The organism is Pseudomonadales bacterium, from assembly GCA_024234435.1.
Lineage (GTDB): Bacteria > Pseudomonadota > Gammaproteobacteria > Pseudomonadales > Porticoccaceae > JACKOF01.
This window is the reverse complement of sequence record JACKOF010000001.1, coordinates 1,840,811-1,856,162: the sequence shown is the minus strand read 5'-3', so window position 1 is coordinate 1,856,162 and position 15,352 is coordinate 1,840,811. Positions and strand designations below refer to the sequence as shown.

Genomic DNA, 15,352 nt, shown 5'->3' with positions numbered 1-15,352 from the left:
GTGTTGATTAGTTGTTTTCGCCGCGCTTGTTGCGTTGCCTGTAGTCTTCGGGGGTTACGTTGTGCCAACGTTTAAAGGCGCGGCGAAAACTGGAACCGTCGTGATAATTGAGCATGGTCGCAATTACCTCGACTGAAAATTCGGTGTCTTTCAAATAGTCTGTGGCGAGATTGGCCAGATGATTCTCTTTCAATTCGCGAAACGACGTGCTTTCTGCCTCCAGACGGCGAACCAGAGTACGCCTGCTCACATAACTGAGTTTTGCGGCCGTAACTTCTGACAGTTGCCCCGGCGGGTAAGAAAGGAATAGTTTTCTGACGCGGTCAGTGATCTTGTTGGTTGTTGCTTCAAATTGCTCCAGCTGTTGCTGACATTGCCTGTAAGCAAACTCATAACAGCGTGGGTCTGGCGAAGTGTTCGCAGTTAGCATCAAGTCGGCTGGAAATACCAGCTTGCTCTCGGTTGCACCGAAAGTGATGGGGCAATGCAGGTGATCACGGTACTTTTCATGGTATGTCGGGGTGGGGTATTCCAAATATATTCGCCCTTCAGTCAATGGGCGGCCCAACACAAATTCAATCAATGAATTGAGAGAGAGCACCAAACACTCCATTGCACAGCGGTACAGGGCGTTGCTAGTGCCTGCCGGGGCATCAATTTTATAGTGGCAAATCTGGTTTTCTCCAGACTGCTCGACTACCAAGCGCGTGAAGCTGACCCGGCTGGGAAGGAAGTTTTGGGCATCCTGAATGGCTGTTCCCAGATTTGGCGCGCTGCTCGCCAGAAACCCGAAAGGGCCGTGCATGGGCAAAGTCAGCGCTTTGCCCAACTGCAAACCGTATTCAGGTTTGCCTGAAATCTCCATGGCGTTGGCCATAATTTGCAGTTGTTCTTGTTTGCTCAGTAACAGGTTGTCATCCAGAAAGCTTTCGTAGTTAATTCCCGTTCCCTTCAATAAACGCCAAAGCTCTCGCTCCTGAAGGGACAGTTGTCTGGCAATCATTCGTGAGTAGTTGATGGTAATTGAAGGTACTTGGCTGGAGGGCCTGCGAGTAGTACTGTGATTTGACATATTGGTCATGGAGTTTCCGCTCTCTTTTTATAATCAATAATGCTTGCCCCGTCGCAGTGGTTACTGGATTTTATCACGGGGTGGGTGTGCTGAATTTCTATTCCCCCTGGTTAATAATTTTTTCTTTCTCAATAAACCGGATGGTGGTTTGCCGGGCTTTGGGTTGCCTTTCACCCAGTCTGGACATGCTCGCTTGGCACATTATGCCTCCTTTCTGGCACTTTATGACCTATGTATTGGTGGTCTGACTTTGTAAGTTATAGCTGATAGTTGGCACATTCTGTCATAGAACAATAAAAATTGTTTAGTCTGGGTTTATTGAAGGTAGGTTTCGATCCAGATGATTTCAAAAACAATAATAAAAGTTGTTACCGCTTGATGGTTTGCATGACGCTAAAAATCGTATAACAACGACATCGTCGGAGAAATATAATGAACCCGAGAATTCCCACGGAGTTGGTAGCTCCGATTTTTGACCCCGTTACCTTTACGCAGCCAGAGAAGATAGACGAGATATTTAAACAGCTGAGGAAAGACTACCCGCTGGCCGTGGCCGAAGTTCCAGGCTACGACCCTCACTGGATCGTTACCAAAGCTGAAGATATCAAAGAAATCTGCCGGATGAGCGATGCCTTTCACAATGGCGACCGTTCGAAAATGCTGGTTTCAAAAGCTTCGGAAGATCTGATCCGCGAGTATACGGGTGGCGACTACAATATTTTGAAAACCCTGGTGCACATGGATGGTCAGGAGCACAAAAACTACCGCATGGTTACTCAGGACCAGTTTATGCCGAACAATGTGGCCAAGCTGGAGCCACTGGTGAGAGAGATTGCCCGCTCATTCGTTGATAAACTCGAGCAGTGTGCCCCTGAGTGTGATTTTGCGCAGGAGATTGCGTTTCAATACCCGCTGCGAGTGATTGGCACCCTGATTGGTGTGCCTGAAGAAGATCACGCGTTACTGCTTAAGTTGACCCAGTGGATGTTTAACTATGCCGATCCGGATTTGCGCCGACCCGGTGCAGACCCCGAGAACCCGGCTGAGCAGACCGAAACCTGGAACCAGGTTTACAAGCAGTTTGAAGAATATTACGCACCCATTATTGAAGACCGCCAGCGTTGTCCGCGTGAAGACATCGCGACACTGATTACCAATGGCAAGGTAGAGGGTTGTCCGATGGAGCATCGCGCCCAGATCTCCTACTTTGTGATTGCCTCAACAGCAGGTCACGACACCACAGCCGCTACTACGGCCACGGCGATGTGGATACTGGCTGAACAACCTGACATTCTGGCGCAGCTCAAGGCAGATCCCGGTTTGATTTCCAATTTCATTGAAGAGACTATTCGCTGGGCCTCGCCGGTTAAGCATTTCCTGCGCAGCGCCACGCAGGATTATGAAATCCGTGGGCAGAAAATCAAAAAAGGCGACTTGATGTATTTGTCTTATGTGTCAGGTAACCGCGATGAGGATGCGTTTGACCATCCGTTTGAATTCAGACTCGATCGCAAACCCAACCGGCATGTGGGTTTCGCATTTGGTAACCATATTTGCCTGGGGCAGCACCTGGCCCGCCTTGAGCTGAAAATCTTCTGGGAGGAGCTACTGCCCAGGCTGGAGTCTGTTGAATTGTCAGGCACCCCGCGTCTGGCGATTGCCGACCTCGTGTGCGGTCCTAAATCGATCCCGATTAAATTCAGTATGAAGGCCGCATCATGAGCAGCGAACAAGGTTCTCGTCAGTGGGAATGTCAGGTTTGCGGTGAAATCTATGATGAAGCGCAGGGCTGCCCGGATTCGGGTATTCCGCCCGGAACCCGCTTTGAAGATTTGCCGGATGACTGGATGTGCCCAACCTGCGGATCGGGAAAAGACGATTTTGAGTTGGTTGATCGTTAATGCCAGCAGAGCGCCAGATAGACGATCTCTATCTGGCGCTGCTTCCTTCTTTTTTCGTCCATCGATGTGGTGGCAAAGGATGCTATGGGGCGCTCAATGACGGTGACCAGTAAGGCCTACGCGCACTACAGTTTTGATACCGACCCTGTAATTATGCTCAATGAGGCTGCCACTGAGACATTGGTGGACGGCTATAAAGGTGTGGGCTGGGTTGAGTTCTGCTGGAATCGCGGCTATTTGGAATATGCAAAACAGTTTCCAGCGTTTAGGTGAACCGTTTTTTCAGCGGCAGTAGCCTTCAGGTGCTTCAGGCCGTTGAGTCGAGCATCTCTGAAATGTTTGATTTCATTTTTTTGAGGACATCGATAGTCGTTTTAATATCTTCTTCGTCGATGCCAGACAGGACGAAATCTTCTGCTTGTGCGGTTGTAGATCGGATTGAGCGGACCAGGCTGTTACCAGCCTTGGTGAGAATTACCCGGTTGCGACGTGAGTCTTCCGGGTCAGGCAGTCTAACTACCAACTGATTTCCTTCCAGTTTGATAATTAATGTACCTAGTGCCGAGCGACTTAAATCCAGCTCATTGGCAAGAGAGGTTTGTGTCATACCATCCCGCTCGGTTAAAAAACTGAGCACGCGCCACTGCGAACGGGTAAGGCCGATGGGTTGCAGCAGGCGGTCAACAATACGTTGCCGCATTCTCGATACATCGTGTACTTGAAAGCCCACCCAGTTGGGTTCGGTTTGGCCTTCGACCGATTCGATTTTTTTGATCAGGTTGTTGGGCGCCCTTGTTTTCTCAGAGCCAATATTCTTGCGGTAGATATTCAGCTTGGCCGTTCTTAGCACCTCGCTAGCGGTATCGAGAAGGGGCCTATCGATATCCTGGCAAATTTTAGTGGCGAGATCGCTTTCAATATTGATAGAGCTTTCCAGCACTTTTCTACCTGCCGGAAGCATTGCGATATGTTGCGCTCGCTGGTCATTGGAATTGGTGGCACGGGATAGCAGTTTGGCGGCTTCCATTTTGGCGATGAGCTTGCCAACACCACCTTTTCCTGTTGCCAGCAGATCGGCCAGCTCAGTCTGATTAAGTGTGTTTTGGGTTGACGCTAATATCTTCAATACCCACCATTGTGCGCGGGTTACATTAAGGGCCTTAAAACAACGGTCAAAAAGTGTCCGTTGCAGACGCGAAACGCTGTGCACAAGTAAATGAAATTCTGTTTTTATGCCGCCCGACTGCGCGGGAAGGGTGCCATCAATTAACTCTGCTTTCATAACTGCTTTATCACATGCAACCTAACAGGGTGTCAACCCGATAAAGGCGATTAAGTGATGAAAGAGCAGCAACAGAGTCGGCGGGCTGATTTATGGCCAGTTCGCCTGGTTGTTGCGAAGGTTAAACCATTTTTCAAATGGTGCTAAATTTTGGCAGGAAATGATTAACCTTCACGCCTGTTTCCAGCAGATTCAACCTGCTCCCGAAAGAGGTCAGGTTCCGTCAATATATTGATGTTAGTGAGCTGTTGGTTCAGGCAAGTTGAATATTCTGACCGGAGTCCACGGGAATAATCGCGCCGTTAATGTAGGATGATGCGTCACTGGCGAGTAGCAGCAGTACACCGTCGAGCTCTTCCAGTTTACCGATGCGTTTGATTGGCAACGTCTGTTCCATAGCCTTGGCTTCTTCTGTGTCGAGGAATGGATCGGACATTTCTGTTTTAAAGTAGCCGGGTGCAATGGCATTGCAGCGAATTCCCTTGTCGAATAAATCAACCGCTATTTGCCGGGTGAGCTGATTCATGGCGGCTTTCACGCTGCCGTAGCAGGGCACATTTTTCATGGTTTGCATGCCTGTTACCGAACTGATGTTCACAATACAGCCAGGCTTTTCTGCCGCGATTAATCGTTGAGAAAACTCGCGAGACATACGCATGCTACCGGTAAGGTTGACATTAACCAGGTTGTTCCAATCGTCATCATTAATGTCCGGGAACGGTTGGAAAATCAGCTGGCCCGCGCAGTTGACCAATACGTCGACCAGGCCGTAGTTTTTTTCGATTTCATCAAACACCGGTTTAATGTTGTCGGTTTGGGTGATATCGAGTTTGAAAGCGATGGCGTCGCCGCCAGATGCGACTATATCACTAGCGACCTTGCTGACTTTGTCCAGTCGGCGAGCCGCGCAGACAACCCGTGCGCCTGCGCCAGCGAGAACGTGGGCGAATCGCTCGCCCATGCCAGAAGCCGCGCCGGTCACCAAAACGACTTTGTCTTTCATCGAAAATAATTGATCGGTGTTATACATGTTCAGTCCGTTAGTATTTTGCTTTTGCAGGTGTTTGTTAACTGGGGATATTCATCTGGTATGCTTTGCTTGTGTGTTCATGCTCAATAACATGACAGCTTTAGACACTCATGCCACCGTCGGCAACAATGGTTTGTCCGGTGATGTAAGAGGCTCTTTGAGAGGCAACGAAAACAACAGCTTCAGCGATTTCGTTTGCTTCAGCTCTACGCCCGAGAGGAGTGATGCTATCCGCAAATTCGAGCATTTCTTTTCCGGGACCTTCTATACCGCCGACAGCGCCGGTAACCAGCCCTGCATTGGTAATACCGGGAGCGACTGCGTTGGCGCGAATCTGGTGTTTTGCCTCTTCGCAAGCGATATATTTGAGCATCTGTGTCACCGCTGCTTTGGGAATTGCTGACATGGCGTCATGTTGCAGAACATGGCCGATAACCGGAGTGGTTACTGCGGTAAGTGATCCGCCGCCGCCTTCTTTGAAAACTTTCACAGCGATTTGTGAAATATTGAAAAAACCGTATACATCTGCGTCGATTACCGATTTGAAATGCGCTTCGCTGGCTTCTGAAAAGGGGCCTATTTCAAGCATTGGGCCAATAGCGGAAATAACGCTGTGTATTCTGCCATGCTCCTTTATAGCATTATTGAAGACCTGTTCGACTGAGTTACGTTGGGTTACATCGCAGCTGGTAGCAGAGGCTTTATTGCCGAATTTTTTAATCCGCTCAACCAGCGCATTCGCTTTTTCAGGGTTGGAGCGATAACAAAGAACCAGATTTACTCCCTGCCTGGATAAAAGCTCGGCGATCGCCTGACCAATACCGCCGTTGGCACCAAAAAGAATGGCGCACCCGGTAGGGAAATCAGAGTTGCTATTGCTTGTATCCATCAGTACGTTCCTTCTAAAAAGTTGTTGCGTCGGTTGCCGTTCCCATTAAAGTGAGCGAGAAATAATCTCCCTCATAATTTCTGATGTTCCACCGTAAATGCGCTGAATTCTTGCGTCAGCGTAGAGTCGGCAAATTTCGTACTCTTTCATAAAACCGTAGCCGCCAAAAAACTGCACGCATTGATCAACTACACGACCTTGCATTTCAGTTACCCATAACTTGGCAATAGAGGCTCGTTCAGCCGAGAGCTCTCCTTTGATTAATTCAGCTAAACACTGATCCACAAACGACCAGCCCACGGCTAAATCGGCTTTTAAATCGGCCAGCTTGAAACGCGTGTTTTGCATGTTGCCAATGGCCTGTCCAAAAGCGTGGCGTTCTTTGACGTATTGGCAGGTGATATCAAAGGCTTTTTGAGCCGCCGCAATAGAGGCGTAGGCAATAATCAGCCGCTCTTGAGGTAGCTCGGACATCAGCGCGCCCATGGCACCGCCTTCAACGCCTAACAGGTTCGTTTTAGGTACACGCACCTGATCAAAGAACAATTCGGAAGTGTCAGCAGAGTGATGACCGAGTTTTTCGAGGTTTCGGCCTCTTTCAAAACCGGGGCTGTCTGCTTCCATTAACAACAGGCTCATGCCTTTTGATCCTGCTTCAGCATCGGTTTTAACCACCACGACGGCAATATCACAGTGCTGGCCATTTGAGATAAAGGTTTTGGAGCCCGACACGATGTAATGATCGCCGTCGTCCACGGCTTTTGTTTTAAGGCCCTGTAAGTCGCTTCCCGCCGAGGGTTCACTCATGGCTATGGAGCATACCGCTTCGCCAGACACCATTTTAGGCAGCCATTTTTCTTTGATTTCCTGGCTGCCGTAGGACAGCAAATACCCACAGCTAACGTCGCTATGGGCGGTAAAGTTACCGGTTGGCCCGGCGTAACCGGCGTAGGAGCATTCTTCAATCAACACCGCGTTAAAACGAAAGTCGCCGCCGATACCGCCATACTGTTCAGGAACCTGAGGGCAGAGTAGTCCCGCCTCACCGGCTTTGGTCCACAGGGACCTGTCGACCAACTCGGTTTTTTCCCATTGTGGAAAGTTGGGCGCGATTTCGGTGTCCATAAAGCGACGTACGCTGTCACGGAACAGGCGCTGGTCTTCATTAAATACGGCGCGATGCTCAATCATTATGCAGTCCCGCGACTGGTGTGGCATGTTTGCCGATACGACCTTCATCGGTTTTAGAAAAGAACTTATTCGAGCGCTCTTCAATAACGGGGTTGTCTCCGCAAATGGCGTAACCGAGCAGGGCTTCCAGTTTGAGCTGATCATCAAGAGGGCGGCCAATAACCTCCATAATGGTCTCTTTGGCCGATTCTACGGCCTGGCGGTCATTACGCAGGATGCGGGCGGCATAGTCTTCAGCTGCGGACATTAATTCATCGTGAGGAACCACACGGGACACCATGTTGGCAGTGAATGCGCGTTGAGCATCAATCGCTTCACCTGTGAGTTCCATTTCCAGAGCGATACCAGCGCCGCAGATATTCACCAGTCTGACAATCCCCCCGTCTGCGGGGTGCATACCTCGGCGTAATTCGAAGGAGCCGAACATGGCTTTTTCTGAAGCAATGCGGATATCACAAGCCAGTGCCAACTCAAGGCCGCCGCCTAATACCCAACCGTTTAGAGCCGCGATGATGGGTTTATAAATACGGTGTTGGCCGCGGGTAATGCCGCCAGCGAAGCCGTCTGGCAATTTGCTGCGGGCCAGCGCTGCGCCGACGCCATCCCATTCCGGAACATGGGTTTTTAAGTCGGCCCCGGCACAGAAAGAGTCACCCGTGCCTGTCAGAATGGCAACCCGCAGATTGTCGTCGTCGGCAAAATCGGACCAGATTTCCCATAGTAATTCGTGGGTTTCAACGTCAATGGCGTTTTTGACTTCAGGGCGATTGAGTCGGATATAGGCAATCGGGCCGCGCTTTTCGTAGACAACTTTTGGCATTCTTTATCTCCGGAGAGTATCTGTTAATCAGAGGGGAATATAGCAGCAGCAGGCGCCCTGGTAAATAGTATCTTACATTACAAAATTTAATACTATATTTTTGTTTTTATATAAAATAATCAGTATTTTTTCTAAATATAGTACTTTTTAAGAGTTTTGTGATTTTTGGAGGGCTGTTTTATTTAGTATTGTTTATTACAAATAAATTGTTTTTCTGGTTGGGTTTAGTCTAGTATTTGTATTGGCGTCATAGCTGTAGGGCTTTTCCAATAGTTTCGTGAGCAGTAGTTCCGCGAGCCACGGTTAACACTTGTGCTGGGGGTGCGAAAATACATAATGCCAAGGCCCAAAGAAAATAAATAATAATGAATTTGATCAAATGACAAACTTTCATATTCGTCTGGCTGATGACGACAAAGAGTATGGCTGCGAGCCTGGTCAAGCATTGCTGGACGCGCTGCTGGTGATACAGAATAAAAAAATAGCAGCGGGCTGCAGAAGTGGTGGTTGCGGAATATGCAAAATTCAGGTGCTTGAGGGAAGTTATCGTTGTGGTTCAATGAGCAAGTCACAGGTTTCCGATGAAGAGCTGGCGGCTGGGATTACGCTGGCCTGTAAAACATACCCTGAGTCGGACTTGTTGGTGAAACCTTATCAAAGTATCCCTAAAGGGTGGCTGGAAAGGATCTCCGTCGAAAAGTAGGGAGCTACTACTTGGATGTCGGTGGGTATTCCTGGGCTTTTGAGTGCCTCGCTTTAGAATATAGTTTCTTCTTCTCGTTAATCTTGTCGCTGCTTCACTCTCAGGAAGCCAGTCATTTTGCCCGATTTTACCTATTACAGTAGCTGGATAGTCCCTTCAGAATCTGGATTGTTGCGGTGTTTGTTCGCCCTACAATGCAGGCAATAGAAAAAATAAGAATAAAGATTAAACGCGAAAACGCTTCAACAGAGATCTGTTCAAAGAAGAATTTTTAACCCGATGCTGATGCATTTGGTGTCTTTTGGTATCTCAGGTTGTGGCTTTTCATCACAGCGCCAATTAATAGCAAGCCGGTGTTTAGCCGGTAACTACTATCGACATTAGGGGTGCCAATATGGCTATGACAGGAATTTTGCGACCCGGACATATTTGTTTGCGTGTGCTCGATCTCGAAGTTGCAAGAAAACATTATCTTGAAGTTGTCGGTCTGGTGGAAACCGCCAGAGACGATGATTGCGTGTATTTGAAAGCCTGGGATGAGCACGATGCTTATTCAGTCATTCTGCGGCAGTCGGATCGCTCTGGAATGGATTTTTACGGCTTTAAAGTGAAGCTCGATAGCGATCTCGATCATTATCAGGCCCGACTTGAGGCGGCAGGTTGTACGGTAAAACAGCTGCCTGCTGGTGATTTGCCCCGCTGTGGTCGACGCTTGCAATTTCAACTACCAACCGGCCATACCCTGGAACTTTATGCAGAGAAAGAGCAGGTGGGCAATGGTTTGCCTTTGGTAAACCCCGATCCTTGGCCTGATGGCTTAAAGGGTGCCGCTGTCAGGCGCCTAGACCATATTGCGATCTATGGCGATCAGTTAACCGAGGCTGTTGATTTACTCGTTAATGTTCTTGATTTCTCTATTACCGAGCAATTAGTCGACGGCGATCTGCAGTTGGCTGTATTTATGAGCTGCTCCACCAAAGCTCATGATATCGCCATTGTTCGCCACCCCGAGCCAGACAAGTTACACCATGTGTCCTTTCTTGTCGGTAGTTGGGAGCAGGTGTTGCGAGCTGCGGATATTGTTTCCAAAACCAAAACCCGCATGGCACTTACTCCAACGCGGCACGGCATCACTCGGGGGCAGACCTGCTATTTCTATGACCCTTCAGGCAACTGCAACGAGACATTTTGCGATGATTCCTGGTACTACCCCGATAACCCGGTAATTACCTGGACAGCAGATCAGGCCGGTCGCTCATTGCTGTATCACCACGAAGAAGTGATAGAACCATTTATGGCTGCGTGTACCTAGAAGTTTGTGCATAAAGTCAGCGAGGCGTCAGCAGTGAAGAGTCTCTTAAGGGAGAAAATAGTATGAATGAAAGAATAAAAAATTTGATCGCATCCAGTGTGGTTGAGGATGAATCTACCGGTGACTATAAAGTCAGTCGGCAGGCGTTTACCGACGAAGATGTTTTCGATCTGGAGATGAAGCATATATTTGAAGGTAATTGGATCTATGCAGCTCATGAAAGCCAGCTACCAAAAAATAATTCCTACTACACGTTGTTTGCGGGCAGGCGCTCAGTATTGCTCACCAGAGATAACAATGGTGAATTACACGCTTTTCTAAACGCGTGCAGTCATCGCGGTGCAACTTTGTGCCGGGATAAAAAAGGTTCCAGGCCAACGTTTGTTTGTCCGTTTCATGGCTGGTCATTTAAAACGGACGGCAAGTTGATCAAGCCAGCCAAACCAGAGGGCGCAGGTTACCCCGAAACCTTTAACTGTAAAGGTCAGCATGACTTGAAGGAGATCAAGCGGCTTGAGGTTTATAAAGGGTTTATTTTTATTAGTCTGAACGATGATGTTGTTACCCTCGATGAATATCTGGGGGGTGCAAAAACCTTTATCGATTTACTGGCAGATCAATCGCCAAACGGTCTTGAAGTTGTTAAAGGCAGTTCCACTTACACCTTTGACGGCAATTGGAAATTACAAGCTGAGAATGGTGCCGATGGTTATCACATTGATACCGTCCACTGGAATTATGTGGCTACCAACACCCGACGCAAGGGTGCAGGGATCTCTCAATCTGGCGACGAGGCAATGGATGTTGGCGGGCTGACCAACAAGGGTGGTTTTTATGCCTTTGATCATGGTCATGTGATGCTGTGGGGAGAGTGGCCAAACCCTAAAACCCGGCCAAATTATGTCGAGCTGGAAAATTACGAAAAGCTTCATGGTAAAGAGCGAGCCCACTGGATGGTGTGCCGATCTCGCAATCTGTGCCTTTATCCGAACCTCTTTTTGATGGATCAGACGAGCACCCAGATTCGGGTGTTCAGGCCGCTGTCGGTGAATAAAACAGAGGTCACTATCTATTGTTTTGCGCCTGTAGGTGAGAGCGATAAAGAAAGATCGCATCGTATTCGTCAATACGAAGACTTTTTCAACGCGACCGGGCTGGCCACGCCAGATGACTTGGCGGAGTTCAATGCCAGTCAGATCGGTTTTTCCAGTAGTGGTTCAGAGTGGAATGATATTTCCCGTGGCGCAACTCATTGGGTTCACGGTGCTGACGAAGACGCTAAAAAACTGGGCATTAGCCCGTTGATGTCCGGCGTGAAAATGGAGGACGAAGGGCTTTATCTGACTCAGCATCAATACTGGATGAACTATCTGTTGGCATCCTGCGAAAAAGAGCTGGATTCCTGAGGAAATAAATATCATGGCAATTACACGAGAAGAGATTGAAAACCTGGTAGCGATGGATGGCGTGTTACTGGACGATCGTGAGTTTTCAAAATGGCTGGAGCTTTATCAGGAAAACTGCACTTATTGGATGCCTGCGTGGGATGACGATTCGGATGAGCAAACATCAGACCCTCACAAAGAAATTTCGCTGATTTATTACAACAGCAGAGCGGGGTTGGAGGACCGAATTTACCGAATCGGTACCAAGCGGAGCAGTGCTTCAAAACCACTGTACAGAACTACTCATATGACCTCCAACCTTGTTGTCCTGGAGGCAGATGAACTCAGTTGCTCGGTGCGGGTGTCGTGGGTGACATATGCCTACCGGCACCAGAAATCCACATCCTATTTTGGCAATACCGTTTATAAGCTCGTAAAAGTCGACGGCGCTCTAAAAATTCAATCCAAGCGCATCAACTTGTTGAATGATTATTTTGAAGATGCAGTCGATTTTTATCTTGTATAAACAGGTGCCCGATGAACGAAGCAATGTGTAAAAGATTTGTTGGTAAAAAAGTTGTGGTTACCGGTGGCGCGCAGGGTATTGGCAAGAGTGCTGCAAAGCGGATAGGGCTTGAGGGTGCGACGGTTTTGATCGTCGATAAGTCCGAAGAAGCACTCAATGTTGTTGAAGAGTTAAAGCAGCATGGTGTTGATGCCCATTGTGTGCTCGCCGACCTTGAAAGCCACGAAGGTGTTTGTGAGGCATATGAAAACGCCTTGAACGTGTTGGGGCATATTGACGTGCTGGTAAACAACGTTGGCGGCACTATCTGGTTGAAGCCTTTTATTGAATATCAGCCTGATCAAATAGAAAAAGAAGTCAGTCGTTCATTCTGGCCAACCATGTGGTCTTGTTATGTGTTTGCCAAATATTTTGTTGAGCAGCGCGCTGGCGTGATTGTCAACGTGAGCTCCATCGCTTCTCGTGCGACCTACCGAGTTCCTTACTCTTCGTGCAAAGGTGGCGTGAACTTTCTTACCACTTCGCTGGCAATGGAGTTGGGGGAATACGGTATTCGGGTGAATGCGGTTGCCCCCGGGGCTACAGATGTTGGCCCGCGAAAAATTCCCAGAAATCCCGATGGCCCTTCTGACAAAGAAGCGGCGCTATGGATATCTGCAACGGATGAAATGATTGGAAAAACGCCATTGCGTCGGGTTGGAACTCCGGAAGATCAAGCGTCTGCAATTGCTTTTCTCGCTTCAGATGATTCCGCCTATATGACCGGTGAGATTATCTCTGTGGGGGGTGGTTTTGTTGGTTAGGGGCCTTAAAAAAACAGCAAGGGCTGGTTCAACTCATGGTGAGAACCCAGTCTTTAGAGAGCACTCTTTTTGACTATAACAATTGAAAGCCGAAGGCGTGGTGCGCATGCGCAATGTTGTTGTGTGTTTTGCAAGCACGCCTATGGGAGGAAGCATAAATGTTTGATTATGTACGTTACTATTTGTCACCGTTAACAATAACGGTTTCGATATTTGGCTTGATATTGGGGGATGCGTACGTTTGGCTTGGTGTGGCAACGTTACCAACGCTGGCCTTGCTGGACTCACTTCTACCCAGAGATGTTGCAGTCCGAAAAATAAACAATGAAGCACTTGCCTACGTGCCGGTTGTGCTTTCCGCATTATTGGCCTTCGTCATGTATTGTGCTCTGGCTTACCGGTTTGCCCAGGGTGGCCTTGCCTGGTACAACCAGGTGGGGGCGGTTCTGTCCATGGGCTGGATCGGTACTATTGTGGGCGTTCCAGCGTTCCATGAACTATTCCATCGTCAGAATCCTTTCATGCGTAATCTCGGCATGGTGTTCCAGATCATGTATATGGATGCAACTCGGGACATCGCGCATGTGGTTGGTCATCATATTGATGTTGGCACCGAAGAGGATAGCGATACTGCAAAGCGCGGTGATTCACTTTATTTCTTTGCTGTAAAGGCCATGTCGAGAAGTTTTAAAGCGGCACTGCGAATGGAATCTGACGCGTTGGAGAAACGCGGCAAAGGGCGTTGGTCGATTCAGCATCGTGTATGGCGGGCAGTGTTCGGCCTCGCGGTGTTCCTTTACCTGATGTTCTTGATCGGTGGATGGGCGGGGATGTTAGCCTGCCTGGGTGGTACGTTGCTCGCCAGATACTTTCTTGAGAATTTCAATTACTTCCAGCACTACGGGCAGGTTCGTGTTATTGGCTCGAAGATCGAAAAACGGCATGTCTGGAACCACCTTGCTCCCCTTAGTCGGGCGATGACATTTGAGATTACTAATCATGCAGATCATCACCTGAATGGGTATATGCCTTATTACAAACTCAGGCCGGATGTTGATTCCGTCAATGTCCCCAGTGTGTTTCTGTGCTTTATGGCGGCTTTGGTTCCGCCCATATGGGAAAACCTGATTAGCAAACGAATTCTTCGAGAGTGGGATACACGATATGCCTCTCCTGACGAGCAAGCGCTGGCGCTTGAGCAAAACAAATCCATTGGTTGGCCGAACTGGTTTCAGGACTCCCAACCAGCAAAATAATTAAACAACTAACGCAAGTTACATAATAAATAATCAGGAGTTTCTCTTGGCTACTCAAAATATTCGTGCTGCTGTTATTGGTGAGCTTAATGCCCCGTGGAAGATCGAGGATGTTGAGCTTGAAAGTCCTCGTCCAGACGAGATTTTGGTCAAAATGACGGGCACCGGAATTTGTCATACTGACATTGCTTGCCGTCATGGCTTTCCTGTACCCATGCCGATTGTTTTGGGGCATGAAGGTGCCGGAATTGTTGAGTCTGTGGGCGCGGATATCAAACATATTAAAGCGGGTGACCACGTTGTTCTAAGCTTCGATAGCTGTGGTAGTTGCAAAAATTGCCAGCGTGATGAACCTGCCTACTGTTACGAGTTTTTTCCGCGAAACTTCTCCGGTGGACGTGCTTCCGATGAGAGTAGCCCTATTTCATTAAACGGGAAGCAGTTGCATAGCGTGTTCTTTAGCCAGTCATCTTTTGCTACCTATGCTATCGCCAGAGAGACCAATGCTGTTGTCATTGAAAAAGACCTGCCGTTGGAAATTATGGGACCCCTTGGTTGTGGTATTCAAACAGGTGCGGGCGCCGCAGTGCTTTCTCTGGGAGTTGGTGAAGGTGATAGTTTCGCGATTTTTGGCGGAGGTGCGGTTGGCTTGAGTGCTTTGCTGGCGGCAAAAGCCGTTGATGCTGGAACCGTTATTGTTGTGGAACCTAAGGTAGAGCGTCATGAACTCGCATATGAGTTTGGTGCAGATCTCATTATTAACCCTATAGAGACCCCCGACGTTCTTGCCGCAATTAAAAATTATTGCGGTGGGGTGGATTACGCCTTCGATACAACAGGTATCCCGGCGGTAATAGAGGTGGCGATGGAAACATTGTTGCCTGGAGGCATGTTAGGAATGGTTGGTGCTCCTCCCCCGGAGGCTTCTATGCCGGCAAACCTGATGAGCATGCTCGGCAGAGGAGTGGGTGCCAAGTACATCATCGAAGGCGATTCAGACCCTAAGTCATTTATTCCTCAGATGATTGAATGGTACCAGGCGGGAAAATTTCCATTCGACAAAATGATAGAAACATTCCCGTTTGATCAGATTAACGAAGCTGCTGAAGCCGCCGAATCCGGGCGGGTGATTAAGCCCGTTCTTGTATTTTAAGTTTGTCCCGAAATTCAAATTATTTTTAT

Annotated in this window: 16 protein-coding genes; 10 read left to right on the top strand and 6 right to left on the bottom strand. The window is 48.5% G+C overall.

Going from position 1 to position 15,352, the window contains the following annotated elements; genetic code table 11:
• Positions 1-7: 7 nt before the first annotated feature.
• Positions 8-1,081: an AraC family transcriptional regulator gene (locus H7A02_08560; protein ID MCP5172301.1), complete on the bottom strand. Its 1,074-nt coding sequence runs from the start codon at positions 1,079-1,081 to the stop codon at positions 8-10.
• Between the two features lie 423 nt (positions 1,082-1,504).
• Between H7A02_08560 and H7A02_08555 the strand changes: the two genes are divergently transcribed.
• The 3 genes from H7A02_08555 to H7A02_08545 all read left to right on the top strand — a co-directional run bounded on the left by H7A02_08555 (position 1,505) and on the right by H7A02_08545 (position 3,246).
• Positions 1,505-2,794: a cytochrome P450 gene (locus H7A02_08555; GenBank protein ID MCP5172300.1), complete on the top strand. Its 1,290-nt coding sequence runs from the start codon at positions 1,505-1,507 to the stop codon at positions 2,792-2,794.
• Positions 2,791-2,973 carry a rubredoxin gene (locus tag H7A02_08550; GenBank protein ID MCP5172299.1) on the top strand — a complete coding sequence of 61 codons (183 nt, stop codon included), beginning with the start codon at positions 2,791-2,793 and terminating at the stop codon, positions 2,971-2,973. Before H7A02_08555 ends, H7A02_08550 begins: the two co-directional genes overlap by 4 nt.
• Positions 2,974-3,069: 96 nt before the next feature.
• On the top strand, positions 3,070-3,246 hold the full coding sequence (locus H7A02_08545; protein ID MCP5172298.1) for a hypothetical protein: 177 nt from the start codon (positions 3,070-3,072) through the stop codon (positions 3,244-3,246).
• 34 nt (positions 3,247-3,280) lie between these two features.
• On the opposite strand, the gene H7A02_08540 is transcribed toward H7A02_08545, so the two are convergent.
• From H7A02_08540 to H7A02_08520, 5 genes are all read right to left on the bottom strand, one after another.
• Complete coding sequence (locus H7A02_08540) at positions 3,281-4,255, bottom strand: MarR family transcriptional regulator (GenBank protein ID MCP5172297.1); 975 nt, start codon at positions 4,253-4,255, stop codon at positions 3,281-3,283.
• 253 nt (positions 4,256-4,508) lie between these two features.
• Positions 4,509-5,285: an SDR family oxidoreductase gene (locus H7A02_08535; GenBank protein MCP5172296.1), complete on the bottom strand. Its 777-nt coding sequence runs from the start codon at positions 5,283-5,285 to the stop codon at positions 4,509-4,511.
• 100 nt (positions 5,286-5,385) lie between these two features.
• Positions 5,386-6,174, bottom strand: coding sequence for an SDR family oxidoreductase (locus tag H7A02_08530; protein ID MCP5172295.1), 789 nt, complete (start codon positions 6,172-6,174; stop codon positions 5,386-5,388).
• A 45-nt stretch (positions 6,175-6,219) separates the two neighbouring features.
• On the bottom strand, positions 6,220-7,365 hold the full coding sequence (locus H7A02_08525) for an acyl-CoA dehydrogenase family protein (GenBank protein ID MCP5172294.1): 1,146 nt from the start codon (positions 7,363-7,365) through the stop codon (positions 6,220-6,222).
• Positions 7,358-8,185, bottom strand: coding sequence for an enoyl-CoA hydratase/isomerase family protein (locus tag H7A02_08520; GenBank protein ID MCP5172293.1), 828 nt, complete (start codon positions 8,183-8,185; stop codon positions 7,358-7,360). Before H7A02_08520 ends, H7A02_08525 begins: the two co-directional genes overlap by 8 nt.
• 379 nt (positions 8,186-8,564) lie before the next feature.
• Between H7A02_08520 and H7A02_08515 the strand changes: the two genes are divergently transcribed.
• From H7A02_08515 to H7A02_08485, 7 genes are all read left to right on the top strand, one after another.
• A complete protein-coding gene (locus tag H7A02_08515) occupies positions 8,565-8,888 on the top strand; it encodes a 2Fe-2S iron-sulfur cluster binding domain-containing protein (GenBank protein MCP5172292.1) in 324 nt (107 codons plus the stop codon).
• Positions 8,889-9,282: 394 nt separating this feature from the next.
• Positions 9,283-10,200 (top strand): catechol 2,3-dioxygenase, encoded by a 918-nt coding sequence (locus H7A02_08510; GenBank protein MCP5172291.1) that lies wholly within the window; start codon positions 9,283-9,285, stop codon positions 10,198-10,200.
• Between the two features lie 62 nt (positions 10,201-10,262).
• The gene (locus H7A02_08505; GenBank protein ID MCP5172290.1) at positions 10,263-11,606 is read left to right on the top strand and encodes a Rieske 2Fe-2S domain-containing protein; all 1,344 of its coding nucleotides are present in this window, start codon (positions 10,263-10,265) and stop codon (positions 11,604-11,606) included.
• Positions 11,607-11,658: 52 nt separating this feature from the next.
• The gene (locus H7A02_08500; protein MCP5172289.1) at positions 11,659-12,111 is read left to right on the top strand and encodes a benzoate 1,2-dioxygenase small subunit; all 453 of its coding nucleotides are present in this window, start codon (positions 11,659-11,661) and stop codon (positions 12,109-12,111) included.
• Between the two features lie 23 nt (positions 12,112-12,134).
• Positions 12,135-12,914, top strand: coding sequence for an SDR family NAD(P)-dependent oxidoreductase (locus H7A02_08495; GenBank protein ID MCP5172288.1), 780 nt, complete (start codon positions 12,135-12,137; stop codon positions 12,912-12,914).
• A gap of 158 nt (positions 12,915-13,072) precedes the next feature.
• The gene (locus tag H7A02_08490) at positions 13,073-14,170 is read left to right on the top strand and encodes an alkane 1-monooxygenase (protein ID MCP5172287.1); all 1,098 of its coding nucleotides are present in this window, start codon (positions 13,073-13,075) and stop codon (positions 14,168-14,170) included.
• 22 nt (positions 14,171-14,192) lie between these two features.
• Positions 14,193-15,323 (top strand): NAD(P)-dependent alcohol dehydrogenase, encoded by a 1,131-nt coding sequence (locus H7A02_08485; GenBank protein ID MCP5172286.1) that lies wholly within the window; start codon positions 14,193-14,195, stop codon positions 15,321-15,323.
• The last annotated feature ends 29 nt before the right edge of the window (positions 15,324-15,352 follow it).